Annotated in this window: 22 protein-coding genes; 11 read left to right on the top strand and 11 right to left on the bottom strand. The window is 65.0% G+C overall.

Translation table 11 applies throughout. The annotated features are described in order from the left end of the window. Positions 1 to 56: 56 nt before the first annotated feature. Complete coding sequence (locus tag CH289_RS06530; protein WP_019665570.1) at positions 57 to 524, bottom strand: universal stress protein; 468 nt, start codon at positions 522 to 524, stop codon at positions 57 to 59. A gap of 85 nt (positions 525 to 609) precedes the next feature. On the opposite strand from CH289_RS06530, the gene CH289_RS06525 reads away from it, so the two are divergent. Together CH289_RS06525 and CH289_RS06520 are read left to right on the top strand one after the other, a co-directional pair. Further along, positions 610 to 1,776 (top strand): glycoside hydrolase family 3 N-terminal domain-containing protein, encoded by a 1,167-nt coding sequence (locus CH289_RS06525; protein WP_094654872.1) that lies wholly within the window; start codon positions 610 to 612, stop codon positions 1,774 to 1,776. Between the two features lie 121 nt (positions 1,777 to 1,897). Further along, entirely contained in the window at positions 1,898 to 2,503 is a 606-nt protein-coding gene (locus CH289_RS06520; protein WP_019665572.1) for a TetR/AcrR family transcriptional regulator, read from the top strand. A gap of 116 nt (positions 2,504 to 2,619) precedes the next feature. Here the strand turns inward: CH289_RS06520 and CH289_RS06515 are convergent, their stop codons facing one another. Further along, positions 2,620 to 3,477, bottom strand: a complete 858-nt coding sequence (locus tag CH289_RS06515; RefSeq protein ID WP_037158859.1) for a MaoC/PaaZ C-terminal domain-containing protein — start codon at positions 3,475 to 3,477, stop codon at positions 2,620 to 2,622. Next, entirely contained in the window at positions 3,474 to 4,820 is a 1,347-nt protein-coding gene (locus tag CH289_RS06510; RefSeq protein ID WP_019665574.1) for a 3-oxoacyl-ACP reductase, read from the bottom strand. The genes CH289_RS06515 and CH289_RS06510 overlap by 4 nt, the downstream gene beginning before the upstream one ends. A 132-nt stretch (positions 4,821 to 4,952) precedes the next feature. Here CH289_RS06510 and CH289_RS06505 point away from each other — a divergent pair, with 132 nt between their 5' ends. Next, positions 4,953 to 6,251: an acetyl-CoA C-acetyltransferase gene (locus CH289_RS06505; protein WP_020110485.1), complete on the top strand. Its 1,299-nt coding sequence runs from the start codon at positions 4,953 to 4,955 to the stop codon at positions 6,249 to 6,251. Positions 6,252 to 6,375: 124 nt separating this feature from the next. Here CH289_RS06505 and CH289_RS06500 read toward each other — a convergent pair whose 3' ends face one another. From CH289_RS06500 to CH289_RS06480, 5 genes are read right to left on the bottom strand one after another with little or no spacing between them, the layout of a single operon-like run. Beyond that, on the bottom strand, positions 6,376 to 7,695 hold the full coding sequence (locus CH289_RS06500; RefSeq protein WP_019665576.1) for an ABC transporter substrate-binding protein: 1,320 nt from the start codon (positions 7,693 to 7,695) through the stop codon (positions 6,376 to 6,378). After that, positions 7,692 to 8,726 carry a branched-chain amino acid ABC transporter permease gene (locus CH289_RS06495; protein WP_230620929.1) on the bottom strand — a complete coding sequence of 345 codons (1,035 nt, stop codon included), beginning with the start codon at positions 8,724 to 8,726 and terminating at the stop codon, positions 7,692 to 7,694. The genes CH289_RS06500 and CH289_RS06495 overlap by 4 nt, the downstream gene beginning before the upstream one ends. A gap of 22 nt (positions 8,727 to 8,748) precedes the next feature. Continuing rightward, complete coding sequence (locus CH289_RS06490) at positions 8,749 to 9,627, bottom strand: branched-chain amino acid ABC transporter permease (RefSeq protein WP_019665578.1); 879 nt, start codon at positions 9,625 to 9,627, stop codon at positions 8,749 to 8,751. A gap of 26 nt (positions 9,628 to 9,653) precedes the next feature. Continuing rightward, the gene (locus CH289_RS06485; RefSeq protein ID WP_094628794.1) at positions 9,654 to 10,373 is read right to left on the bottom strand and encodes an ABC transporter ATP-binding protein; all 720 of its coding nucleotides are present in this window, start codon (positions 10,371 to 10,373) and stop codon (positions 9,654 to 9,656) included. Next, positions 10,366 to 11,268, bottom strand: a complete 903-nt coding sequence (locus CH289_RS06480) for an ABC transporter ATP-binding protein (RefSeq protein ID WP_462052393.1) — start codon at positions 11,266 to 11,268, stop codon at positions 10,366 to 10,368. Before CH289_RS06480 ends, CH289_RS06485 begins: the two co-directional genes overlap by 8 nt. Before the next feature lie 148 nt (positions 11,269 to 11,416). On the opposite strand from CH289_RS06480, the gene CH289_RS06475 reads away from it, so the two are divergent. Then, positions 11,417 to 12,715, top strand: a complete 1,299-nt coding sequence (locus tag CH289_RS06475) for a PucR family transcriptional regulator (protein ID WP_269210580.1) — start codon at positions 11,417 to 11,419, stop codon at positions 12,713 to 12,715. Positions 12,716 to 12,910: 195 nt separating this feature from the next. Further along, positions 12,911 to 15,655: a VanW family protein gene (locus CH289_RS06470; RefSeq protein WP_094727595.1), complete on the top strand. Its 2,745-nt coding sequence runs from the start codon at positions 12,911 to 12,913 to the stop codon at positions 15,653 to 15,655. Here CH289_RS06470 and CH289_RS06465 read toward each other — a convergent pair whose 3' ends face one another. After that, a complete protein-coding gene (locus CH289_RS06465; protein ID WP_020110491.1) occupies positions 15,656 to 16,423 on the bottom strand; it encodes an SGNH/GDSL hydrolase family protein in 768 nt (255 codons plus the stop codon). It lies immediately after the preceding gene. 161 nt (positions 16,424 to 16,584) lie between these two features. Here CH289_RS06465 and CH289_RS06460 point away from each other — a divergent pair, with 161 nt between their 5' ends. The 5 genes from CH289_RS06460 (at position 16,585) to CH289_RS06440 (ending at position 20,000) form a co-directional block, all read left to right on the top strand. Continuing rightward, the gene (locus CH289_RS06460; RefSeq protein ID WP_094628786.1) at positions 16,585 to 17,097 is read left to right on the top strand and encodes an NADPH-dependent FMN reductase; all 513 of its coding nucleotides are present in this window, start codon (positions 16,585 to 16,587) and stop codon (positions 17,095 to 17,097) included. Beyond that, positions 17,094 to 17,585: a flavin reductase family protein gene (locus CH289_RS06455; RefSeq protein ID WP_094727594.1), complete on the top strand. Its 492-nt coding sequence runs from the start codon at positions 17,094 to 17,096 to the stop codon at positions 17,583 to 17,585. The genes CH289_RS06460 and CH289_RS06455 overlap by 4 nt, the downstream gene beginning before the upstream one ends. Before the next feature lie 191 nt (positions 17,586 to 17,776). Next, a complete protein-coding gene (locus CH289_RS06450) occupies positions 17,777 to 18,286 on the top strand; it encodes an NADPH-dependent FMN reductase (RefSeq protein WP_019665586.1) in 510 nt (169 codons plus the stop codon). Further along, the gene (locus CH289_RS06445; RefSeq protein WP_020110493.1) at positions 18,283 to 18,783 is read left to right on the top strand and encodes a flavin reductase family protein; all 501 of its coding nucleotides are present in this window, start codon (positions 18,283 to 18,285) and stop codon (positions 18,781 to 18,783) included. Before CH289_RS06450 ends, CH289_RS06445 begins: the two co-directional genes overlap by 4 nt. Further along, positions 18,783 to 20,000, top strand: a complete 1,218-nt coding sequence (locus tag CH289_RS06440; RefSeq protein WP_033188883.1) for a bifunctional 3,4-dihydroxy-2-butanone-4-phosphate synthase/GTP cyclohydrolase II — start codon at positions 18,783 to 18,785, stop codon at positions 19,998 to 20,000. Before CH289_RS06445 ends, CH289_RS06440 begins: the two co-directional genes overlap by 1 nt. A 132-nt stretch (positions 20,001 to 20,132) precedes the next feature. Here the strand turns inward: CH289_RS06440 and CH289_RS06435 are convergent, their stop codons facing one another. Both CH289_RS06435 and CH289_RS06430 read right to left on the bottom strand, forming a co-directional pair. Next, on the bottom strand, positions 20,133 to 21,968 hold the full coding sequence (locus CH289_RS06435; protein WP_094727593.1) for an acyl-CoA dehydrogenase: 1,836 nt from the start codon (positions 21,966 to 21,968) through the stop codon (positions 20,133 to 20,135). Between the two features lie 93 nt (positions 21,969 to 22,061). Further along, the gene (locus CH289_RS06430; protein ID WP_020110496.1) at positions 22,062 to 22,685 is read right to left on the bottom strand and encodes a class I SAM-dependent methyltransferase; all 624 of its coding nucleotides are present in this window, start codon (positions 22,683 to 22,685) and stop codon (positions 22,062 to 22,064) included. An 81-nt stretch (positions 22,686 to 22,766) separates the two neighbouring features. On the opposite strand from CH289_RS06430, the gene CH289_RS06425 reads away from it, so the two are divergent. After that, the gene (locus CH289_RS06425; protein ID WP_019665593.1) at positions 22,767 to 23,201 is read left to right on the top strand and encodes a MarR family transcriptional regulator; all 435 of its coding nucleotides are present in this window, start codon (positions 22,767 to 22,769) and stop codon (positions 23,199 to 23,201) included. Positions 23,202 to 23,217 lie beyond the last annotated feature (16 nt).

Below are 23,217 nucleotides of genomic sequence, written 5' to 3'. Positions count from 1 at the left end.
CGCGTGCGCGGCTCACGCTATCACCCGCAGGCCCGGTAGCCGGAGCGCACGCGCGGCTACTTTCCAGGCGGCACGATCAGAACAGGCCGGTGACTGTGGCGAAGCACATGGTCCGCGACCGAGCTCTGGAGAAGTGAACGCAACCCCGTCGTGCCGCGAGTGCCGGTGACGATGATGTCCACGTCGAGATCGTCGGCCTTCTCCACGATGGCACTCCAGATGGCCGTCGTGCACTCCGCGCAGTGGCCCTCGACCTGAAGGCCGGCCTGCTGGGCGAGGCGAACGCCCTCGTCGTTGGTCACCTTCGCGTCGGTGAGCGCCACATCCTCGGCCTCGTCGTCGGGAACCCATTCGGGCTGCATGACGCCGGACAGCCCGGACATCCGTGCTGCCTGGCGCACCATCGGCTCCCACGCGGTGACGACGATCGCGCGTGTCGTCGTCAGGAATCGGCCGGCGTACTCGATGGCGCGTTTGGCGTTGTCGGAGCCGTCGTAGGCAATGAGAATCAGGTCTGCGGACATCTCGTAGTCCCTCCTCGTGTCGCTTTTGTCCTTAGGTTACTGCGCGCGTACAGCGGTGTGGGACCACTCCGCTACGGTCGGGGGCATGAGGAAATTCCGATCGCCCGTCGCGGTCGCTGCAGTGGTGATCGGGGTCGGGTTCACGGCCTCGTGTTCGTCCGGTGACTCGGTTCAGGTGGCCACGGAGTCTGCGTTGCCGCCGTCCACGACCACCACGACGACGCTTCCCCCCACCCCCGACGCTCCGGTGAACTCCTGCGAGGCTTTCGTCGAGACACTCAGCGAGCGGCAGCGATTGGCCCAGTTGCTGACCGTCGGCGTGACCGGGACTGCCGATGCCGTCGACATCATGGCTCGTGAACAGGTCGGCGGAATCTTCATCGGAAGCTGGACGGACTCGTCGACGCTCGCGAACCGCGAGGTTCCGCAGATCGACGCCGCGGCAGCGGTCCCTCCGATGGTCACCATCGACGAAGAAGGCGGGCGTGTGTCCCGCGTCGCGGATCTGCTGGGCGAGGACCCGTCGGCGCGTCGGACGGCTTTGACGATGTCCGTGGACGCCACGTATCGGATGGCGCTCGAACGCGGCCGCGGCCTGCGGGACCTCGGGATCACCGTCGACTACGCGCCCGTCGTCGACGTCAGCAGTCAACCGAACGATTCGGTGATCGGCGACCGTTCGTACTCCGCCGACCCCATTCAGGTCGTCGCCTACGCCGGTGCCTACGCGCAGGGCTTGCGCGACGCCGGTGTTCAGCCCGTCATCAAGCACTTCCCCGGACATGGTTCTGCATCCGGCGATTCGCACACCGGTGCGGTGACGACGCCGCCGTTGGAGGACCTGATCCAGTCGGATCTGATCCCGTTCGCGCAACTGTCCGCCGGCGGTGTCGGCGTGATGGTGGGACACCTCGATGTACCGGGCCTGACCGAGCCGGGTGAGCCTGCCAGCATCAGCCCGGCGGCGATGTCGCTGCTGCGCGACGGAGTCGGGTACGGTGCGGCGCCCTTCACCGGACCGATCTTCACCGACGACCTCAGCGGGATGGCGGCCATCACCGATCGGCTGGGCATCGTCGCGGCTGTCGAGGCAGCTCTCGTTGCAGGCGCGGATGTCGCTCTGTGGCTCACCACCGACGACGTTCCGCAGGTGCTCGACAACCTCGAGGACGCCGTGGCGACAGGTCGCCTCGATGCAGCGCAGGTCGACGAGTCCGCGGCGACGGTGGCTCGCTTCAAGGGTGTCTGCTAGAACTTTCCGGGTGCGTGCGGATTTCTTCGGCGCCGCGGCATGCATCCGGCGGGCGCAGTAGTGACGCAGGCCTCCTTACCGTGGAGTAAGGTCATGAGTTCGATATCGGTTTGGAGGACTCATGGCTGGTGGCACCAAGCGATTGCCGCGCGCCGTACGTGAGCAGCAGATGCTCGACGCGGCAGTCGACGTGTTCTCCGACAACGGTTTTCACGAGACCTCCATGGACGCGATCGCCAAGAAAGCGGCGATCTCCAAACCCATGCTCTATCTGTACTACGGCTCCAAGGACGAGCTCTTCGCGGCGTGCATCAACCGTGAAGGCGTCAAATTCGTCGAGGCACTGACGCCCGCGGCAGACCCCACCCTCACCCCACGTGAACAGCTCCGACGCGCACTTCTCGGCTTCCTCGGCTTCGTCGGCGAGAACCGTAAGTCCTGGATGGTGCTGTACCGGCAGGCAATAGGCCAGACAGCCTTCGCCTCACAGGTCCAGAGCAGCAGGGACCGACTGATCGAACTGACCGCCCGTCTCCTCGAGATGAGCACCAAGGAACCGGATCCGGACCAGAACTTCCCCCTCATGGCAGTGGCCCTCGTCGGTGCAGGCGAAGCCGTCGCCGACCGCGTCGCCGGCGGAGAAATCGAAGTCGACGCCGCCGCGGACCTGCTGGAAAACCTCGCCTGGCGCGGTCTGGCGGGCAAGAAAACCGCTCCGACGCAGTAGCCGGCGTACCCCTCGTTGTGGGAGCGGGCCGGCCCTGCTTTCGGAGCGAACGTGCCGTTCGGTCACTTGAAGTGACCGAACGGCACGTTCGGTCCCGGAAGGGGGTGAAACTGCACCTATCGCAGGGTTGCGGTGAGGTGGGGATAACCCTTTTTCGGGTTCTTGAGTGACAGGTCCCAGCCGGCGCCGACGGATTCGGCGTAGAGGTTGACCGTTGCGGGCAGGACTATGGGCTTGCCGAAGCGGACGTTGTAGGTCACTTTGTCGGGGATGCGACCTTCGATGACCTGCAGTACTGCTGCTGCACTCCACATTCCGTGTGCAATGGTCCGCGGGAAGCCGAAGGCCTTGGCGCCCAACGACGACACGTGGATCGGGTTGCGGTCCCCGGAGACCGATGCGTACCTGCTGATCGTCTTCTGATCCACTCGCAGTGTGCGTGTCGGGGGCGGCGGGACCTCGTCGGCGGGCGGTGCTTCGCGAGGTCCACCGGACAGTGAGGTCTTCTGCAGGCTCAGGAAGCTCGAGGTCTGCTTCCAGACGAGCTCGCGTCCGACGCTGACTTCGCTGATCACGTCGATCAACAAGCCCTTGCGGTGTTCACGCAGGTTCTCCGCGTGCACACGTACATCCAGGGGCTCCGAGGAGGAGATTGCCCGGTACTGCTCGATGACGTTCTCGGCGTGGACCGATCCGATGGCGGCGAACGGAAATGCCTTGGACACCATCAGTTTCATGACCGTCGGGAAGACGAGCGTGAACGGATATGTCACCGGCAGAGTGTCGCCGAACCGCAGTCCGGTGGCCCGGCAGTATGCGGCCAGGTTGTCGGGGTCGACGCGAAGTCCGCGGAGCTCGTACACCGTCGACGGCGCCGTGGTGGACTTCGATCCGAGGAACGGCAGGGCTCCGAGCGCAGCGGAAGTGTAGATCTCCGACGTCTTCGGCTGCTCCGTGAGCTGGACGACGCTCATGCGCCGAGGAGGCTCTGGCCGCAGACTCGGACGATCTGTCCGGTGACGGCGTTGGACGCGGGGGAGGCGAAGTAGGACACCAGCTCTGCGACGTCGACGGTCTGGCCGCCCTGCAGCAGCGAGCTCATGCGTCGGCCTGCCTCGCGTGTCGCGAACGGAATCGCTGCCGTCATCGCGGTCTCGATGAATCCGGGGGCGACGGCGTTGATGGTGATGTTCTTCTTCGCGAGAACCGGTGCCGATGCGTGTACGAGGCCGATGACGCCTGCCTTGGACGTGCCGTAGTTGGTCTGGCCGCGGTTGCCGGCGATACCGGCGATGGAGGAGACGTCGACGACGCGTCCGCCTTCCTTGAGTGCTCCCGATGCCACGAGCTGGTCGGTGATGCGCTGCGGTGCAGCCAGGTTGACGCCGATGACGGAGTTCCAGCGGCTGTCGTCCATGTTGGCGAGCGTCTTGTCGCGGGTGATGCCTGCGTTGTGGACGATGATGTCCGCGCCGCCGTGGCGTTCGAGCAGATGCTTGGAGAGGACCTCGCCGGCGTCGGGTGCCGTCACGTCGAGGGCGAGGGAAGTGCCGCCGACCTTGTTCGCGGTCTCGGACAGTGCTTCACCGGCAGCGGGGATGTCGGCTGCGATGACGGTTGCGCCGTCGCGGGCGAGGACCTCGGCGATGGTGGCGCCGATGCCGCGGGCAGCGCCGGTGACGACGGCTACCTTGCCGGCGAGAGGCTTGTCCCAGGAAGCGGGTGCCTCGGAGTCTGCGTCGCCGACGGCGATGACCTGGCCGTCGACGAATGCGGACTTCGCGGACAGAAGGAAGCGGAGTGTGGATTCGAGGCCGGAGAGTCCGGTCGATGCCTTGGGCGAGATGTAGACGAGCTGAGCCGTCGCGCCGCGCTTGACCTCTTTGCCGACGCTGCGGGTGAATCCTTCGAGTGCGCGCTGGGCGACGTGCTCGTCGACGCTCGCGGTCTCTTCCGGCGTCGTGCCGATGACGACGACGCGCGCCGAGGGTGCGAGGTTGCGGATGACGGGCTGGAAGAACTGGAACAGCTGCTCGAGTTCGGAGACGTTGCCGATGCCGGTGGCGTCGAAGACCAGGGCGCCGTACTTGTCGTCGTGTGCCTGGGCCTGCGGGTAGTCCGACAGCAGTTCGCGCAGCGGCTCGACGAGTCGGCCCTGTCCGCCGATGAGCACGGGGCCGGCGAGAGGCGGCTCGCCTGCCTTGTAGCGACGCAGCTTCTCGGGCTGCGGCAGACCTGCCTGCTTGGCGATGAAGGCTCCGGGCGCGGACGCCAGGAACGTGGAGTAGAGGTCTGGGGCTCCCTTGGTGGCTGCCACTGTCCTACCTTTCGATTTGGCGCCTCCCTTCTGTGAAGCAGGGAGCGCACGACCGGGTGTCGACAACCAACTTACTCGTCAGTAAGATGATTCTCCACCAGGGTCTTTTTCCACGATGTTTGGAGACGAAAAGTGACAAGCAAGCAGCTACGACCGGTCGCAATCGTCGGTGGCAACCGCATCCCGTTCGCGCGCTCCGACAAGAAGTACGCTCTGGCTTCCAACCAGGATATGCTCACCGCCACCATCGACGGGCTGGTCAGCCGGTTCGGGCTGCAGGGCGAGCGTCTCGGTCTCGTTGCTGCCGGTGCTGTCCTCAAGCACTCGCGTGACTTCAACCTGACCCGCGAGGTCGTACTCGGTAGCGCGCTGAGCCCGTACACCCCGGCTTTCGACATCCAGCAGGCATGCGGCACCGGGCTGCAGTCGATCATCGCGGTCGGCGACGCCATCGCGTCGGGACGTATCGATGCAGGCATCGGTGGCGGCGTGGACACCACGTCGGATGCACCGATCGGCGTCAACGACGAGCTCCGCGAATTCCTTCTGTCTCTCAATCGCGCGAAGACCACCACCGATCGCATCAAGCTGCTCGGCAACGTTCGTCCGTCCATGCTCGGCATCGAGATCCCGCGCAACGGCGAGCCGCGTACCGGCCTGTCGATGGGCGAGCACGCCGCGATCACGGCCAAGGAGTTCGGTGTTCGCCGCGAGGACCAGGACGAGCTGGCCGCCGCGAGCCACAAGAACATGGCAGCCGCGTACGACCGCGGCTTCTTCGACGACCTGGTGACGCCGTTTCTCGGTCTCACCCGCGACGACAACCTGCGTCCGGGATCGACCGTCGAGAAGCTGTCGACGCTCAAGCCCGTGTTCGGCAACAAGCTGGGCGACGCCACCATGACGGCAGGCAACTCGACGCCTCTCACCGACGGCGCGTCGGCGGCGCTGTTGTCGACGGACGAGTGGGCCTCGGAGCGCAACCTTCCGGTTCTGGCGCATCTGGTGGACTCCGAGACGGCTGCGGTCGACTACATCCACGGCAACAGCTCGTTCAAGGACGGACTGCTGATGGCCCCGACTTACGCCATTCCGCGTCTTCTGGCTCGCAACGGGCTTACGCTGCAGGACTTCGACTACTACGAGATCCACGAGGCGTTCGCATCCGTCGTGCTCGCGACGCTGCAGGCATTCGAGAGCGACGAGTACTGCAAGGAGCGGCTCGGGCTGGACGGTGCGCTCGGGTCGATCGACCGGAGCAAGCTCAACGTCAACGGATCGTCGCTGGCTGCCGGTCACCCGTTCGCAGCTACCGGTGGCCGTATCGTCGCGTCGCTGGCCAAGATGCTCGCAGAGAAGGGCTCGGGCCGTGGCCTGATCTCCATCTGTGCGGCCGGTGGTCAGGGCGTCACCGCAATCATCGAGCGCTAGGTAACCGGCGCTCGAACCAGGGGGCAGACGGTCGGCAGGAGTGGAGCCTGCGGAACGACCCGGTCGGCAGATCCGCAAGCGAGGGGTTTACGGATCTGTCGACCGTGACCTGCGAGAAGTCGTTCTAGCCGGGAATTCCGCTTTCGGGCGGGGTGGACTCTTCACCGGTGTACTCGACTACTTCCGAGTCTCCGATGTCCGTCTGTAGGACCGGTGTCAGGTACTCGGGTACGCCGTTCACGATTTGGTACACACTTGCGCCGGAGATGCCGAGGTGGCTGTCGTCCGAGTACCGGAAGGGCGCCAGTTGTGGTCCCTGGAAGTCCATGCCGCCCTCTTGGATGGCGGAGACAATCCCTTCGCGAGTGGGGTTCTCGCCTGCTGCTTCCAACGCTTGAACGAATGCGTATGCCTGGCTGAGGCCGTAGATGCGGTAGTTGGTGAGAGGTTGGCCATCGCCGTTCTCCGCCCACACCTTCTGCCACAGTTGGGTCCAGGGGTTCTCGGGTGAGTCGATTCCGGGGATGTATTCGAGCGAGATCATGCCTTCGAGCGATTGGTTTCCGTCGGTGACGGCGCCCTGGGAGAACCGTCCGAGGAGTGACCCGACGAGATCGACGTCGGATCCGATCGAGGAGTAGAACCATTCCGGGTCGTAGTTGAGGCGCATCGCCGTCAACTGGCTGAGGGCGGTGTAGGACGGGACGTTGAAACCGAGTACCAGGTCTGCGCCTGCGCCTTGGAGTGCGGCGATCTGCGGCGCGACGTCGGTGTTGCCGGAGGTGTAGCGGACCACCTCGACGATCTGGTCGTCGAGATATTGTCGGACCGCAGCTTCACTGTCGCGTCCGAGGTCGTCGTCCTGTAAGTACAGGCCCACCTTGGCATCCGGGCGATTCTTCTTGACCCAGTCGCCGATGATCTTGCCCTCGACCTGGTAGTCGGGTTGCCAGCCGAACGTGTTGGGGTACTTCGCCGGGTCGTTGCCCCACATGATCGCGCCGGAGGAGACGAACAGGTCCGGTACGCCTTCTTCGTTGAGGAAGTCCACCACCGCGCTGTGTGTCGCGGTGCCGAGTCCGCCGACGACGGCGAAGACCTCGTCCTGCAGAACCAGTTCGTTGACGACCTGCGTCGTGGTCGTCGGGTCGTAGGAGTCGTCACGTACGACGTACTCGATCTGCCTGCCGTTGATGCCGCCCGCGGCGTTGACGTAGTCGAAGTAAGCCTGTGCGCCGGTGGGGATTTCGCTGTATCCGGGGGCGGCGACACCGGTCAGCGGGAAGTGCGCACCGATCTTCACCGACGTGTCGGTGATGCCAACGGTCGAGCCCTCCGACGTTTCGGAGGCCTCGTCTCTACCTCCCGCGCCGCACGCGGCGGCAAGTGACACCACCGCGACCAAGGCGGTCGCCCGCGCTGCCAGCGATCTGGTTCTGTTCATCGTTCCCCTTTTCTCGTGATGCTCCGTGTGAGACGCCACTTTCGGTAGGTTCCGGTCAAACCGAGTGGAGCGAACAGGATCACGAGAACCGTGAAGATTCCCGTGACGAGTGGTGCGAGCTCGGCGGATTGGAGGCTGCTCAGTCCGGCGTCGAGTCCGAGGTTCGTCACCACCGGCGGAATGTAGGTCAGCAGTGCGGCTCCGATCAGGGCGCCCGACAGTGTTCCGAGCCCGCCGATCACCACCGCCGACAGCAACGTCAGCGACAGTGTCAGCGTGAATCCGCTCGGTGCGGCGATGCGGGCGGACATCGCGAGGACAGCGCCTGCGGCTCCGGCGCAGGCCGAGCTGACGACGAACGCCAGTATTCGTGCCCGGCCCAGGTCGATCCCGGCGAGTTCCGCGGCCACCTCGTCGTCGCGCACTGCTCGCCAGCGTCGTCCGATGCGGCTGGCGGACACGTTGGCGAGGAGGAAGAAGACGACGACGAGAAGGATCCAACTGACGTAGGCGACGAATTTGGTTCCGCTGAGCTCGTTTCCGGTGATGAAGTACATGACGTCGTCGATCGGTCCCGGTACTTTCGGAGCGGGAACCACGAGGCCCTGCTCACCGCCGAGGTAGTCCTTGAAGTACAACGCGAGGCCGGGAACGGCGACGGCCAGGGCCAGCGTCGCGCCCGCCAGATACGGTCCGTGGAGACGGGCCGCGGCGACGCCGACGACGATTCCGACGATGCCGGTCACGACGGTGGCGGCGAGCAGGACCAACGGTACGGACCACCCGGAATCCTGGGCTCGTAGCATCAGGGCCGCGGTGTAGGCGCCGACGGCCATGAACGCTCCGTGACCGAGCGAGAGCTGACCGCTCAGTCCGGTGAGGACGGTGAGGCCACCGGCCGCGATCGCGAGGTAGGCCACCGACGTCAGCTGGCTCTGCCGGAACGTGCTCAGCGATTCGAGAGCGAGAACGACGACGACCAGACCGATTGCCGCGCAAAGGAAGTGACGGCGAACCGGTGTGGATGTCATGCGGGTGAGGACAGCGTTCATGTCACACCCTCCGCGCCGCGGTGCCGGCGAACAGCCCGCTCGGTCTGAGCAGCAGTACGACGATGAGGATCACCAGTGCCGCGGAGGAGACCAGATCCTGGCCCAGGTAGCCGCTGACGAAGCTCAGTCCCACACCCATCAGCAAGCCGCCGACGACGGCACCACCCGGACTGTCGAGACCGCCGAGAACGGCTGCAACGAAACCGAATACGACGATCGAATCCATGTATCCGGGGTGGACCAACGAGCCTCCCGCGATCAGCAGACCCGCCAGGGATCCGACCACGGCGGCCAGTGCCCATCCGAGGGTCAGCATGCGGCCGACGCGGACACCGAGCAGTTTCGCCACCTCCTGCTCGAAGGCGCTCGCACGCATCTTCAAACCCAGGTCGGTGAACCGGAACAGCAGCACGAGCAGTCCGAGGACGATCAGCACTGCCACGATCTTGAAGACGTCGTACCCGGTGAGCGCGATGTTCAGATCGCCGACCTTCTGGCCGGTCAAGCCGAACGGCGCAGGGAAGGAACGGAACTGGTTGCCGAACACGATGGCTGCCACCGCGTGGATGATGATGAACAGTCCCAGCGTCAGGATGACGGGGTTGATGTGCGACGAACTGTCGACGAACCGAACCACGAGACGTTCGACGGCTGCTCCCAGGATCAGACCGCAAACGAGAGCGACGCCGAAGCCGATCCAGTACGAGTATCCGGCGTCGATGACCACCAGCGCGACGTAGGTGGTGATCATGGCCATCGGAGCTTGAGCGAAGTTGACGATGCGTGTCGACCGCCAGATCAGAACGAGGGCGAGGGCGAACGCGGCGTAGATCATGCCGGTCGTCACTCCGTTGATGAGGATGGTGAGCAGTTGCTGCACTTGAGGTGGCGTCCTTTCAGCTCGCGTCAGAACCCGAGGTAGGCGTGTCGGAGGGCGTCGTCGTCGGCGAGTGTGGCTGCTGGGCCTTCGACGGCGACCTTGCCCAGATCGAGGACAACGGCGTGTTCGGCGATCGACAGGGCGCTTCGTGCGTTCTGTTCGACGAGAAGAACTGTCATGGACTCGGTTTCGACGAGTGTGCGGAGCGTGTCGAAGATCTGCGTGACGACTTTCGGCGCGAGACCGAGCGACGGTTCGTCGAGGAGGAGCACGGACGGCGTTGCCATCAGCGCGCGTCCGATGACGAGCATCTGCCGCTCACCGCCGGACAGGGTATGGGCGGACGACGTGCGACGACCGTCGAGTGGCGGGAACATGCCGTAGACCCGGTCGAGCGTGACGGCGTCGTGACTTCGGTTGCGTCCCAGAGCTCCGAGGCGGAGGTTCTCCTCGACGGTGAGCTCGGCGATGACGCCCCGTCCTTCGGGAACGTGAGCAAGTCCTTTGCGGGACATGCGGTCCGGCGGCACTCCCACCAGCTCCGTGCCCGCCAGACGAATGCTGCCCGACTCGGGCTTCAGCAGCCCCGACACGGTCCGGAGCAGGGTGGTCTTGCCGGCACCGTTGGCGCCGAGCACCGCGGTGATCGCACCGGCTGCGACCGTCATGGACACCGAATCCAACGCTGTGACAGGTCCGTAGCGAACGGTCAGGTCCGTGATGTGAATCTGGGCCGAGTCACTCACCGTGGGTCACCTCGTTCCCGAGATACGCGGCCAGAACGGCCGGGTCCTGACGGATCTCGTCGGGTGAGCCGTGGGCGATCACCTTGCCGAAGTCGAGGACGAAGATTCGATCGCACACGCTCATCACGAGGTCCATGTGGTGTTCGACGAGCATCACCGACGCCGGCGCGGAGGCGGCGGGAGTGGAGCCTGCGGAATGACCCGGGGAGGTGGGAGTGGAGCCTGCGGAATGACCCGGGGAGGCGGGAGTGGACTTTAAGGAAGAACTGATTTCGGGGTGGGCGAGGGCTCGGATTTCGTTGCCCAGTTCTGCCATCTCGTCGGAGGACAGTCCGGATGCGGGTTCGTCGAGCAGGATCAGTGACGGTTCGCTGACGAGTGCGCGAGCGAGGGCGACGCGTTTCCGCACGGCGTAGGGCAGGCTCGGCGGCAAGCGGTCGGCGTACCGGTCGATTCGGAGTCGTTCGAGCGTGGCCATTGCGGCCGATCGCACTGCGGCGTCGTCGGATGCACTCGATGGCAGCCCGAGCAGTCCGGCGAGTATTCCGGTGCGTGCCCGTCTGTCGGCGCCGATCATGACGTTGTCCACGACGCTCATCCGGTCGAACAGGCCGAGTCCTTGGAGTGTTCGGCTCATGCCCAGCTTGGGGAGGTCGTGGGGTCGCAGCCGGGACAGGGGCACTCCGTTTCGAGTGAGCGTTCCGGTGTGCGGGCGGACGAGTCCGCATGCAACGTTGAACAGTGTTGTCTTGCCTGCGCCGTTGGGGCCGATGACGCCGAGGACTTCACCGGGTCGAACGTCGAGACTGACGTTCGACAGTGCGACGACGCCGCCGAACGTGACGTCGACGTCGGTCATGGTGAAGATCGGACTGGGGGTAACCGTCGAACTCAAGTGATCCACCTCACAATCTGTGTGCGTTCACTATGGTTGCCGCGCACAACGGGCGGTATGGGCGCAGCGCACAGAATGTTTGGGTCCCGCGGCACCAGTACCGGTCAAATCGCCCTGCCGACTGGGCGGGATGCGCAAAACTGTGTCGATGGTTGCCTTCGACCGCCCCACCGACCGTCCTTCGGTGGGTGCTGCTCGTGTGCGGGTGCCTGCGTCGGATCAGGAGAAGATTCAACGGGCGTGGTCGGCGTTGATCGATCGGGCGGATTCGATTGCGGACTCCATCACGCTGGCGCTGATCGAGCAGGAACCTGCGTACCTGGCCAGCGCGACGCCCGACATTGCCGGCGAGATCAGGCGAAGTACCCGCGAACACATACGCCAGGGGCTACGGACGCTGTCCGGTGTGTCGGCCGCGGACGACAACACCCGTGAGGTGTGGCGCCGCACCGGGCGGGAGCGTGCGCGTCAGGGCATCCCGATGGAATTGGTGCTCAAGGCGTACACACTCGGCAGTCGGACGCTGTGGGAAGAGTTGGTTCACGCGCGTGATCGGCGGCGGTCCGACATCGACGAACATCTTCTTCTCGTGGCGGGTCAGCAGTTGTGGCGTGCACTCGACGGGCAGTACGAGACTCTGGTCGACGCGTACCGCCGCGAGAGCGCTCGGATGCAGCAACGCGATCTTGCCAACGTTCTGGTGGTACTGGACGGCCTGCGGTCCGGGCGTGGAGGTGATCCGTCGTTCGTACTCGAAGCGCGTGCGACACTGGGACTTTCGGCGTCGCAGCAGATCGCGTGTGTCGTCGGGCCCGTCGACGACCAGGGTTCACCGCCTCTCACTGCGCCGGAGGATGCGCTGGATCAGATCGGTGCGGTGTCTCATTGGAACATCCGCGACGGGCATCAGTTCGCGCTCGTTGCATTGACGAAGGGATCGTTGAATTCCGTCGTCGACGCGCTCGCAGCCAGGGCGGTGGGCCCGGTGGGTGTGGCACATTCGCCCGACGGTGTGTCCTCGTTCGCGGCGGCGTATCGGCTGGCGACGCTCACCGCGGACACGATTTCGGAGGAGGCCGGGGTGGCATTGGCGACCGATCGGCTGCCGCGCGTGATCATGGCGGCCGACGAGGAGTCCTCGGACCTACTGGTTCACCACGCGTTGGGGAACATGTGGACGCATCCCGAGCCTCAGCGTGGGACGTTGCTCGAGACGCTCGCCCACGTGCTTGCCAGTGATGGATCGCCGACGAATGCCGCGAAGGTGCTGTATTGCCACCGCAACACCGTGATCTACCGAGTCCGTCGTATCGAGGAGTTGACCGGCAAGGACCTCACCGATCCGAGGGATCGGCTTCTGCTCACGCTCGCACTGGTCAGGACCGGTCATTGGGTGCGTGCTGTCGGGCAGGGCGACAGCACGACACCCCGCCGATCATTCACCTGAATGAATTGGCGAGACACCGCGCGATCGGTTGTAACGCTTCACAAGCATGCGCGATACTCGTAGTGGCTCCACACTGCTGCCCGACCCCCGACCCGGCAGCGGTGTGGAGCCTCTTTCGTGGGCCTGCGGCGGCCGGGGTTTCCCGATGCTCGAGTCGATCCCCTCACGTGTCGATGCGTAAGCTCGTGCGCGACAGTGTCGGTGTTCGTCCGGGGTTTCGGGAGGGTCGAGAACGTGAGCGTCGGTGGAGACGGCAAGGGCAAGCACGAGCGCGGCTCCCGGTCCGACGAGGAAGCCCGTGACGAGGCGCTTCGTGGCGATGCGGGTGATGCCGGCGCGCACGGCGACCCACGGGACGACGTCGAAACGGTCGACACCGAGCCCGAGCACGTTCTGCCGTACGAGGCCATCACCGAGGTGATGCGTGCCATCGATCCCGACGAGCCCCCTCCCGGGCAGTCCCCGGCTCAGTCATCCGAATCAACTGTTCCCCCTGTCCCTCAACCACCTGTACAGGAGCGCGTCGAGCAGGAGTCGGCCGAGCAGGGACCGGTGGCGGAAGACCGGTCCGACGAGATCTCAGCCCATGAGGTCTCAGCCGACGAGCTGACAGCAGATGAGATAACAGCCGAGGACGAACACGGCGCCGACATTCCGGCAGAGAATTCTTCGGTCACGGACGCTGGGGCCGTTGCATCTCACGACGTTGCATCTCACGACGTTGCCGCTGAGAACGATGTCGCTGAGAACGATGTCGCTGAGAGTGATCGACTCGAGGACGGACCAGTCGCGGGCCTCCCCGGTGAGGGATCGCCGACTCCGCTCACCTCCGAAGAGCCTGATGCCGACGAAGCGATTGCTCCCGAGCCCGACACGCAGGACCAACCCACACCCCCTTCCGGGCCTCCGGCAGCAGGGCACGTCAGCTCGGTCGGGCCCGGTCCAGTCGAGTCGGCTCCGACGCAGGCGTATTCCGCAGTGACACCGCCCGGTGATCGGGGGCCGATGGCCCCGGAGCCCGCGGGTGAGGACAGCGCCACCGTCGCGATTCCCGTCGTCGCAGCGTCGTCCGAACATCAGGCTGCCCCCACCGCGCAGCCTGCCCCCACCGCGCAGTTCGTACCTGCCGAGCCCGCTGACGGCGACACGGAGGGACAGCCCGCTGGCAAGGAAGAAGAGAAGTTCTCTCGCATGAAGATTGCCGTTCTCGCAGGCGCCGCGGTGGCGATTCTGGGAGTGTTCTACGCGGCGGACATGCTCTCGACGAGTGATTCGGTTCCCCGGGGCGTCACCGTCGCCGGTATCGAGGTCGGCGGTCTGAGCCACGAGGACGCCGAGGCGAAGCTCGTGTCCGAGCTCGGCCCCCGTGTGAACGAGGCGGTCGTGGTCGACGCCGGTGATCAGCAGTTGCAGGTGGTGCCGTCGGAGGCCGGTCTCGGAGTGGATTGGGCGACGACGCTCGACCGTGCCGGTTCGCAGCCGGTCAGTCCGTTCACACGTGTGATGTCGTTCTTCACCGATCGTGAGATCGGCGTCGAGTCGACCGTCGATGCCGCGCTGCTCGATGCCAGTGTGGAATCGATTCGGGCACAGACGGATCGAGCGCCGTCGGAGGGCGATGTGGTGTTCGAGGGCACTACTCCGGTCGGTGTCACCCCGGCGCCGGGGCAGACGATGGACGTGCAGGCTGCGCGGGACGAGATCGAGGCGAACTGGGCGTTCGGTGCGGTCGAGGTACCGGTGGAGACCGTCGACGTGACCGTTCATCAGGACGAGGTCGATCGTGTTCTGGCCGAGGTCGCCACGCCTGCGGTGTCGGCGCCGGTGGTGTTCACCGGCCGCGACGGTGCGCGCGCGGTGCTGTCTCCGGAGAACGTGGCCGCGGTGCTGAGCTTCGAGCCGGACGGCGACGGTGTTCTCGCAACCAGGTACGACACCCCCGCCGCGACGGCGCTTCTCGCCCCGCAGTTGGCGTCGACGGAAACCCCGCCGAAGGATGCGACGTTCGCGCTCGGTGGCGGTGCCCCGACAGTCGTTCCCGCCGTCGTCGGTGAACTGGTTCAGTGGCCGAAGACGTTGGAGCAGTTGCCTGCTCTGCTCGGCTCCTCTGATTCCCGTTCCAGCGACGCGATCTACGAGCAGGCTCAACCCGCCTTGACGACGGAGGGTGCGCAGGCGCTCGGGATCCAGGAGGTGGTGGCGGAATACACCACGGGCGGTTTCGAATACGCGTCCGGTGTCAACATTCGGCTGACCGCCGACATCGTCAACGGCGCGTTGGTGAAGCCGGGTGAAACCTTCTCGCTCAACGAGTACACGGGCCCTCGTGGCACGGCTCAGGGTTTCGTGGAATCGGGCATCATCGACAACGGGCGACCGGACAGGGCTGTCGGAGGCGGAATCAGTCAGTTCGCGACGACGCTGTACAACGCGGCGTACTTCGGCGGCATGGAAGATGCCGGGCACACCGAACACAGCTACTACATCAGTCGATACCCGGAGGCCCGCGAGGCGACCGTGTTCGAGGGTGCGATCGATCTGAAGTTCACCAACACCGGCAAGACGGGTGTGGTGATCGAGTCGTTCGGGTCGAGTTCGGATGTGACAGTGCGTCTCTGGGGCACCAAGACGGTGGATGTCCAATCCGTCACCGGGCCCCGGTCCAATCCGACGAGCCCGAACACCATCACTTTGCCGGCCGGCAATGCGTGTGTGCCGTCCGGTGGTGGGCCCGGTTTCACCGCCAGCGATACTCGGGTGATCACGGACATCGCCACCGGCAACGAAATCTCCCGTGACACGAGGACGGTCAAGTACGACCCGATCCCGATCGTCCGGTGCGAATCGCCCGAGCCCGAACCGGAGCCCGAGGACGAGCCGGCCGACCGACCGGCCGGAGCAGCTCCTCCGGCCGCGCCGCCCGCGGAGGACGGCGAATAGTCAGACCGTGATCGGTTGCGGGGCAGTGTGCTTCGGACTGATGTCGTCTCCCGACGACGCACCGCGGAGGCGTCGGGACACCCACGGCGCCGCGAACGATTTGACCCATTCGGCGTTCTCGCGTCGTTGGTGTGCCTTCTCGACAGGAGGCAGCGGATCGAGGGCCGGCAGCGAGATGGAGTGTTCGACGCCGATGAAGTCCAGCACTTCCGCAGCCATTCTCGTGTGTCCGCGGGTGGACATGTGGAGTCGATCCCAGTCCCACATGCGCGGGTCGTCGTAGCCGTCGAAACGCCAGTAGTCGATCAGTTCGACGCCGCGGTCGTCGGCGACTTCGCGGAGCAGTTCGTTGTAGATCGCGGTGCGACCGCGGAAGGTCCGGAAGATCGGCGACCATCCAGCGTCGTAGGCCGTGAATGCCACTACGCGTGCGCCGGTCGATGTCAGATCCGCGAGGGCCGCGTCGTAGCGCTCGACGATTCCGTCGATGTCGACCTTCGGCCGCATCATGTCGTTTCCGCCCGCGTAGATGGTGATCAGGTCGGGGGCGACGTCGATCGCGGTGCCGACCTGGTCTTGGATGACCTGATCGAGGAGTTTTCCTCGCACTGCGAGGTTGGCGTACCGAAAGTTCGGGTTGTGGGCGCCGAGTTGGTCGGCTACTCGGTCCGCCCAGCCCTTGACTCCGTTGGGGCTCGACGGGTCGGGGTCACCGACGCCTTCGGTGAAGGAGTCGCCGAGAGCGATGTAGGTGTCGATTGTCGGCACTGGACCGTCCTTTGTGAGTTCTGCTAACTACCTCAGAGTACGACGCAGGAACGTCGGCGATCATTCCCGGGGTTTCGATCTGCGTGATTCAGAACCTGGACACCCGTCCGCGGTGAGGTGTTGGCTGATGGGGAATGTGTTCTCGGATCGAAAGAAGGCTCATGACGGTCACCGTGGTGGCAGGCAATCCCAAACCCGAATCCAGGACTCTGGCGGCAGCGCATCTGTTGGCGTCGGAGATCACCGGAGGGCAGGCCGACGGTCAGGTGGACGTCATCACGCTCGGATCCGGGCTGCTCGGCTGGGGTGACGACGCGGTGAAGGCGGCTGTCGACCGGGTGGCGACGTCCGACATCGTCGTGTTCGCGAGCCCGACGTTCAAAGCCACGTACACCGGTGTGCTGAAGGTGTTCCTCGACCAGTTCGCCACCGACGAGGGTTTGCGTGATGTGGTGGCCGTCCCACTGATGCTCGGAGCGGGACCTGCTCACGCGTTGGCTCCGGATCTGCTGCTCAAGCCGGTGCTCGTGGAGCTCGGCGCCATCACGCCGGCTCCCGGTCTGTACCTCATCGATACCACTTTCACCGAGGACACTCGTATCGTGGACTATGCGCGGCGATGGGGACCCGTCATCACGGCCGCCGCAGACGCACGAAAGGGAGCTTCGGCATGACGCTCACACACACCGACCTCGACCAGGCGACGTTGCGCCAGGCGTACGCGCAGTTCCCCAGTGGGGTCGTCGCCGTCGCGGCGGAGATCGACGGGGTTCCGGTCGGGCTCGCCGCGAGCAGCTTCGTCGCGGTGTCGATCGAGCCGCCGCTGGTGGCAGTCTGCATTCAGAACACGTCGACCACATGGCCCAAGCTCGAAGGCGTCCCCAACATCGGAGTCAGTGTTCTGGGCGAGGCTCACAACGATGCTGCGCGGACGCTTGCAGCCAAGACGGGTGACCGCTTCGCCGGGCTCGACCTGACGACCACCGAGCAGGGCGCCGTGTTCATCGATGGCGCGACAGCGTGGCTCGACACGACGATCGACCAGCAGGTTCCGGCTGGAGATCACCTGATCGTTCTGTTGCGCATCCATTCATTGAAGGTCCAGAGCGACATCGACCCCATCATTTTCCACGGCAGCAAGTTCCGCAAGCTTCAGGCGTAGCCGCTGCAGCGTTGTGCGGCGTAGCCGCTGCGGCGTTGTGCGGCCGGCTGCGGGCTGATGCCCTGGTCGGTTGCACGGCGGGGAGGTACCCGCGCGGCGCAATACGTCCGCCACATTCGGGTTGCATATTCGACACGACCTCGGTGTTGAGTAGCAGTCACATCAGGAATCGATGTGGCTGGAGGCCCGAAGTGAAACTGACAGTGGTTGCAGGCAACCCGAAACCCGGCTCTCGGACGTTGGACGCTGCGCGCCTCGTCGCCGAGGCCGTGGCCGGCCGTGAGGTCGACGAGATCATCGACGTCATCACCCTCGGTCCAGGCCTACTCGGGTGGGGCGACGCCGGTGTGGCGTCCGCAGTCGAGTCGGTCCGCGGCTCGGACCTCGTGGTGGTGGCGAGCCCGACCTTCAAGGCGACCTACACCGGTGTGCTGAAACTTTTTCTCGATCAGTTCGCAACCGGGACAGGGCTGGAGAACGTAGTCGTCGTGCCGGTGATGCTCGGCGCAGGCCCGGCGCACGCCATGGCGCCTGATCTGTTTCTCAAGCACACACTCGTCGAACTGGGCGCTGTCACTCCCGCTCCCGGTCTCTATCTGATCGACACCACGTACACAACGGACACCGCAATTGCCGATTACGTCGCACGCTGGGGCCGCGTGTTGACCGATGCGGTCACGACACGAACGGACATCTCATGACTCTCGCTACCACTTCCCTCGACTCGGCCGTTCTCCGTTCGGCTTTCGGCCAATTTCCCAGTGGCGTCGTAGCGCTGTGTGCCGAAATCGACGGTGTTCCAGTGGGTATGGCGGCCAGTAGCTTCGTGTCGGTCTCGATCGACCCGCCTCTGGTTGCTTTCTGCGTTCAGAACACGTCGACGACCTGGCCCAAGTTCGCGGCCGCGGATCGCATCGGTATCAGCGTCCTCGGTGAGGCACACGATGTCGCTGCTCGGACGCTGGCCGCGAAGACCGGCAACCGATTCGAAGGTCTGGACGTGACCACCACCGAGGACGGTGCCGTGTTCATCGGCGGTGCGAGCATGTGGTTGGACGCAACCGTCACCGAGGAGGTCCCCGCAGGTGATCACGCGATCGTGTTGATGCGGATCAACGAACTCGAGATCAAGGACGTTGCGCCGATCGTGTTTCACGGCAGCAAGTTCCGTCGCCTGGCCGTGGAGGTCGAGCAGTGATGAAGGAAGCGCTCGACGCACTCCGTGCAGGCAAACCCGTACTGGTGACCGACGACGCACGGCGTGAGAACGAAGGCGATGTCATCCTCGCTGCGGATCGGGTGACGCCCGAATGGACGGCGTGGACCATCCGCAACACCTCGGGATTGCTGTGCGCGCCGATGTCCGGAGCACGCGCCGACGCATTGGAGCTGCCGCCGATGGTGGCGGACAACCAGGATCCGAAGAAAACGGCCTACACCGTGACGGTGGACGCCGCCGAGGGCGTGACGACGGGTATTTCCGCAGCCGATCGCGCCCGCACTCTACAGGTGCTGGCCGATCCGTCCTCCAGCGCAACCGATTTGATCAGGCCCGGGCATGTCATCCCACTGCGTGCGCGCCCCGGTGGAGTGCTCGAACGTCCGGGACACACCGAGGCCGCCGTCGATCTGTGCAGCTTGGCGGGAGTGCCCGCGGTCGGCGTCATCGCCGAGCTCGTCGCCGACGACGGGACGATGATGACCTTCCCGGACATCGAGCTTCTGGGGCGTCGGATGCAGCTTCCGGTACTGACCATCGAACAGCTGATCAACTACCGGCTGGCACACGGAGTGACGGCAGTTCCCGCTCCGCGACGCGTCGAACGAGTGGCAGAGACGGTCTTGACGACCGCGCACGGTGAATTCCGAGCAATCGGATATGCGGACAAGGAGACCGGGGCCGAACACATCGCACTGGTCAAGGGTGAGCTCGCCGGGTCACCGATAGTCCGTGTTCACTCCGAATGCCTGACCGGCGAATCTTTTTCGTCCCAACGATGTGAATGCGGACCACAGCTCGACGCTGCATTGGCGCGAGTCTCCCGCGAAGGTGGCGTTGTGGTCTACCTCCGCGGACACGAGGGTCGCGGCATCGGTCTGCTCAAGAAGCTCGCTGCCTACCGACTGCAGGATCAGGGCTTCGACACGATGCAGGCCAACCTCGAACTCGACGAACTGGCCGACGGTCGAGAATACGGCGGTGCCGCAGCCATTCTCGACGACCTCGAGGTGGCCGACGTCCGGTTGCTCACCAACAACCCGCTGAAGGTGGATGGGTTGCGGGAGAACGGTATCGCCGTGACCGCCGTCATTCCACTGCTCGTCGGAGCCGCACCCGCGAACGTGCGTTACCTCGAAACCAAACGTGACCGAATGGGCCATCTGCTCCCGGGGCACTTGGAGCAGAGCATGTGAACGCTCACCTACGTGCCGGACGCACGGCCGAGTGCTAGCACCTGGGTGAGCGTCCGGCCCACAGGTGAGCGTCTGCACCGACGACAACGGCCGCACCCTCGGGCGAGGGTGCGGACGTTGTGACAGCAGGGATCAGAATGCTGCTTCGTCGAGTTCCATGACGTCGAGGTCGATGTTGGCGAGGATGTTCCGCGTTGCGGTGAGCTCGGGCAGGATATTCTTGGCGAAGAACGACGCGACGCCGATCTTGCCTTCGTAGAACGCCTTTTCCTTACCTTCGGCGCCGTTGTCGAGTGCCGTGATGGCGATCTCGGACTGACGGAGCAGGAGCCATCCGATGAGCAGATCGCCGAATGCCATGAGGAAGCGCACCGATGCGAGGCCGACCTTGTAGAGCTCGGTGGGCTGTTCCTGTGCACCCATGAGCTGCTGGGTCATCGTTGTGACGATGGCCTGCACGTCCTCGAGTGCGGTGGCGAGAAGCGCGCGCTCTGCCTTGAGCCGGCCGTTGCCTGCTTCGCTGTCGATGAACGACTTGATCTGTCCGGCAACGTGAGCGAGTGCAACGCCGCGGTCGCGAGCGATCTTGCGGAAGAAGAAGTCCTGCGCCTGGATGGCAGTGGTTCCTTCGTACAGCGAGTCGATCTTCGAGTCGCGGATGTACTGCTCGATCGGGTAGTCCTGCAGGAAGCCGGAGCCGCCGAGGGTCTGCAGGCTCTCGGCCAGCTGACGGTAGGCGATCTCGGAGCCGACGCCCTTGACGATCGGGAGCAGCAGGTCGTTGACGCGGTAGGCGATGTCCTCGTCGGCGTCGGAGACCTGCTTGGCCGTGATCGGGTTCTGGTGAGCGGCGGTGTACAGGTACACAGCACGCAGGCCTTCGGCGTATGCCTTCTGCGTGATGAGGCTGCGACGGACGTCGGGGTGATGCGTGATGGTGACGCGCGGTGCTGCCTTGTCGGTCATCTGCGTCAGGTCGGCGCCCTGGACGCGCTGCTTCGCGTAGTCGAGAGCGTTGAGGTAGCCGGTGGAGAGGGTGGCGATTGCCTTGGTGCCGACCATCATTCGTGCGTGTTCGATGACGTCGAACATCTGCGCGATGCCCTTGTGTACCTCGCCGACGAGCCAGCCCTGCGCGGGGATTCCGTGTCCGCCGAAGGTGAGCTCGCACGTCGCCGACGCCTTGAGTCCCATCTTGTGTTCGACGCCGGTGACGAAGACGCCGTTGCGCTCGCCGAGTTCACCCTTCTCGAAGTCGAAGTGGGTGTTCGGGACGAAGAACAGGCTGAGGCCCTTGGTGCCGGGTCCTGCGCCTTCGGGGCGGGCGAGAACGAGGTGGAAGATGTTCTCGAACAGGTCGTCGGACACTGCCGAGGTGATGAAGCGCTTGACCCCCTCGATGTGCCAGGAGCCGTCTTCCTGCTTGATGGCCTTGGTGCGTCCGGCGCCGACGTCGGATCCGGCGTCGGGCTCGGTGAGGACCATGGTGGCGCCCCACTGGCGTTCGACGATGACCTTGGCCCATTCCTTCTGCTCGTCGGTTCCGTTGTGGAACAGGACGTTGGCGAAGGAGGGTCCGGCGGAGTACATGAACGCGGCCGGCTGGGAGCCGAGCAGCATTTCGTTGAGTGCCCAGCCGAGGTTGCGGGGAGCGGCGATGCCGCCGACGTCGTCGTCGAGGCCGACGCGCCACCATTCACCGTCGTAGAGGGCCTTGAAGGACTTCTTGAACGAGTCCGGCAGCTTCAGGGTGTGGGTTTCCGGGTCGAACACCGGCGGGTTGCGGTCCGCGTCGGCGAAGGATTCGGCGAGGGGACCCTCGGACAGGCGTACTACCTCGCGCAGCATGTCGCGTGCGGCTTCGCCGTCGAGGTCTCCGAAGTTGTCACCTGCGAGGGACTCGTCGAGCCCGAACAGCTCGAAGAGGTTGAACTCGAGATCCCGAAGGTTGCTCTTGTAATGGCCCATTGCGTCGCTCTCCAGTCAGTGGTGCGGTCTCGTGAGTACCGCCCAAGCATCTAGCTACTCGGTATAGCTACTCGTCGGTAACATAGAGGCATATTACCCCCGTTCATTCGCGCTGCCAAGGCGGGACCTACTGGCGAGTAGTAACGAATCGATTGCGGTACCGCTGTCTGTCGTTCTGAACCTTGTTTCGCAGAGGTTCACGACGGCTCGATCGCCGACGTCGATTGCCAATTCCTCTGGCGTATAGAGTAGTTCGACTTCCTGGGGTCCGCCCACTCCATCGGTGATGTTGTTCGAATGGTGACCGAGAATCATGAGGATTCCATCAGGTTTCAGCGCATCGAGTGCCGTCGAGATTGCTTTGCGGCGTTGCTCGTGGGGTAGATGTAGATAGAGCGCGAGAACCAGGTCGTATCCCGGTTCCGGTAGGACGGTCGTCACATCCGCGTGGACCCAGGTGAGCCTGTTTCGGACGGATGCAGGCGACGCCGACGCGACGCGGTGTGCTCGGGTGAGTGCCACCGACGAGAAGTCGACGCCGGTCACCTCCCACCCCCGCGTGGCCAGCCAGATGGAGTTGCGTCCGGCGCCGCACGCCAGGTCCAGGGCGCGTCCACGGGGAAGCGACGTCGCGATCTCGACGAGTGTCTGGTTGGGCGGTTCGCCGGGGACGGCGTCACGGCGTTCGTACTTGCGGTCCCAGTCTTCGGCATCCATCCCCCGATGATGCCGCAGGATCTGCGCGCTCGGAGGGTCGGCCGTGCGCGCCCTGTTCGTTCGGCACGCTAACCTGTCGGGATGAGCTCGGAATCGGACACGCACCTGGCCAGGGACCTGTCGGTGTCGGCGATGCGCCTGAATCGTCGGCTTCGTCTGCGGCACGCCAGCGACCGAATTCCCGTCGCTCAGCTGTCGATCCTGACGACCCTCTTTCGGGAAGGTCCGATGACCACGGGCGAGCTGGCCGTGCGTGAGCGGATCAAACCGCCGTCGGTGTCGAGATCGTCGCACGCCCTGGTGGAGATGGGTTTACTCGAGCGTGTGCCGCACGCGACCGATCGGAGACAGGTGGTTCTGACCCTGACGGACTCGGGACGGGCTGTGGCGGACACTGACGTCGCCGAGCGTGAGCGGGTACTTGCCGAGAGACTGGGTGAGCTCAGCGACGACGAGCGCGCCACGCTCGCAGAGGCGGCACAGATCCTGACGGAAATCGTGGAGAAGAACGAGTAGGCGCTCGGAAGCGGCG

This window comes from Rhodococcus sp. RS1C4 (assembly GCF_002258225.1).
GTDB classification, from domain to species: Bacteria; Actinomycetota; Actinomycetes; order Mycobacteriales; family Mycobacteriaceae; genus Rhodococcoides; species Rhodococcoides fascians_E.
Note: the sequence above shows the minus strand (reverse complement) of the source record. Positions and strands in the feature narration are given on the sequence as shown.

Excerpts from the sequence above, each read along its gene's own strand:
- CH289_RS06530 (WP_019665570.1), bottom strand. The coding sequence starts at position 524 with ATGTCCGCAGACCTGATTCTCATTGCCTACGACGGCTCCGACAACGCC.
- CH289_RS06525 (WP_094654872.1), top strand. The coding sequence starts at position 610 with ATGAGGAAATTCCGATCGCCCGTCGCGGTCGCTGCAGTGGTGATCGGG.
- CH289_RS06520 (WP_019665572.1), top strand. The coding sequence starts at position 1,898 with ATGGCTGGTGGCACCAAGCGATTGCCGCGCGCCGTACGTGAGCAGCAG.
- CH289_RS06515 (WP_037158859.1), bottom strand. The coding sequence starts at position 3,477 with ATGAGCGTCGTCCAGCTCACGGAGCAGCCGAAGACGTCGGAGATCTAC.
- CH289_RS06500 (WP_019665576.1), bottom strand. The coding sequence starts at position 7,695 with ATGAACAGAACCAGATCGCTGGCAGCGCGGGCGACCGCCTTGGTCGCG.
- CH289_RS06495 (WP_230620929.1), bottom strand. The coding sequence starts at position 8,726 with ATGACATCCACACCGGTTCGCCGTCACTTCCTTTGCGCGGCAATCGGT.
- CH289_RS06475 (WP_269210580.1), top strand. The coding sequence starts at position 11,417 with ATGGTTGCCTTCGACCGCCCCACCGACCGTCCTTCGGTGGGTGCTGCT.
- CH289_RS06460 (WP_094628786.1), top strand. The coding sequence starts at position 16,585 with ATGACGGTCACCGTGGTGGCAGGCAATCCCAAACCCGAATCCAGGACT.
- CH289_RS06455 (WP_094727594.1), top strand. The coding sequence starts at position 17,094 with ATGACGCTCACACACACCGACCTCGACCAGGCGACGTTGCGCCAGGCG.
- CH289_RS06445 (WP_020110493.1), top strand. The coding sequence starts at position 18,283 with ATGACTCTCGCTACCACTTCCCTCGACTCGGCCGTTCTCCGTTCGGCT.
- CH289_RS06440 (WP_033188883.1), top strand. The coding sequence starts at position 18,783 with ATGAAGGAAGCGCTCGACGCACTCCGTGCAGGCAAACCCGTACTGGTG.
- CH289_RS06435 (WP_094727593.1), bottom strand. The coding sequence starts at position 21,968 with ATGGGCCATTACAAGAGCAACCTTCGGGATCTCGAGTTCAACCTCTTC.
- CH289_RS06430 (WP_020110496.1), bottom strand. The coding sequence starts at position 22,685 with ATGGATGCCGAAGACTGGGACCGCAAGTACGAACGCCGTGACGCCGTC.
- CH289_RS06425 (WP_019665593.1), top strand. The coding sequence starts at position 22,767 with ATGAGCTCGGAATCGGACACGCACCTGGCCAGGGACCTGTCGGTGTCG.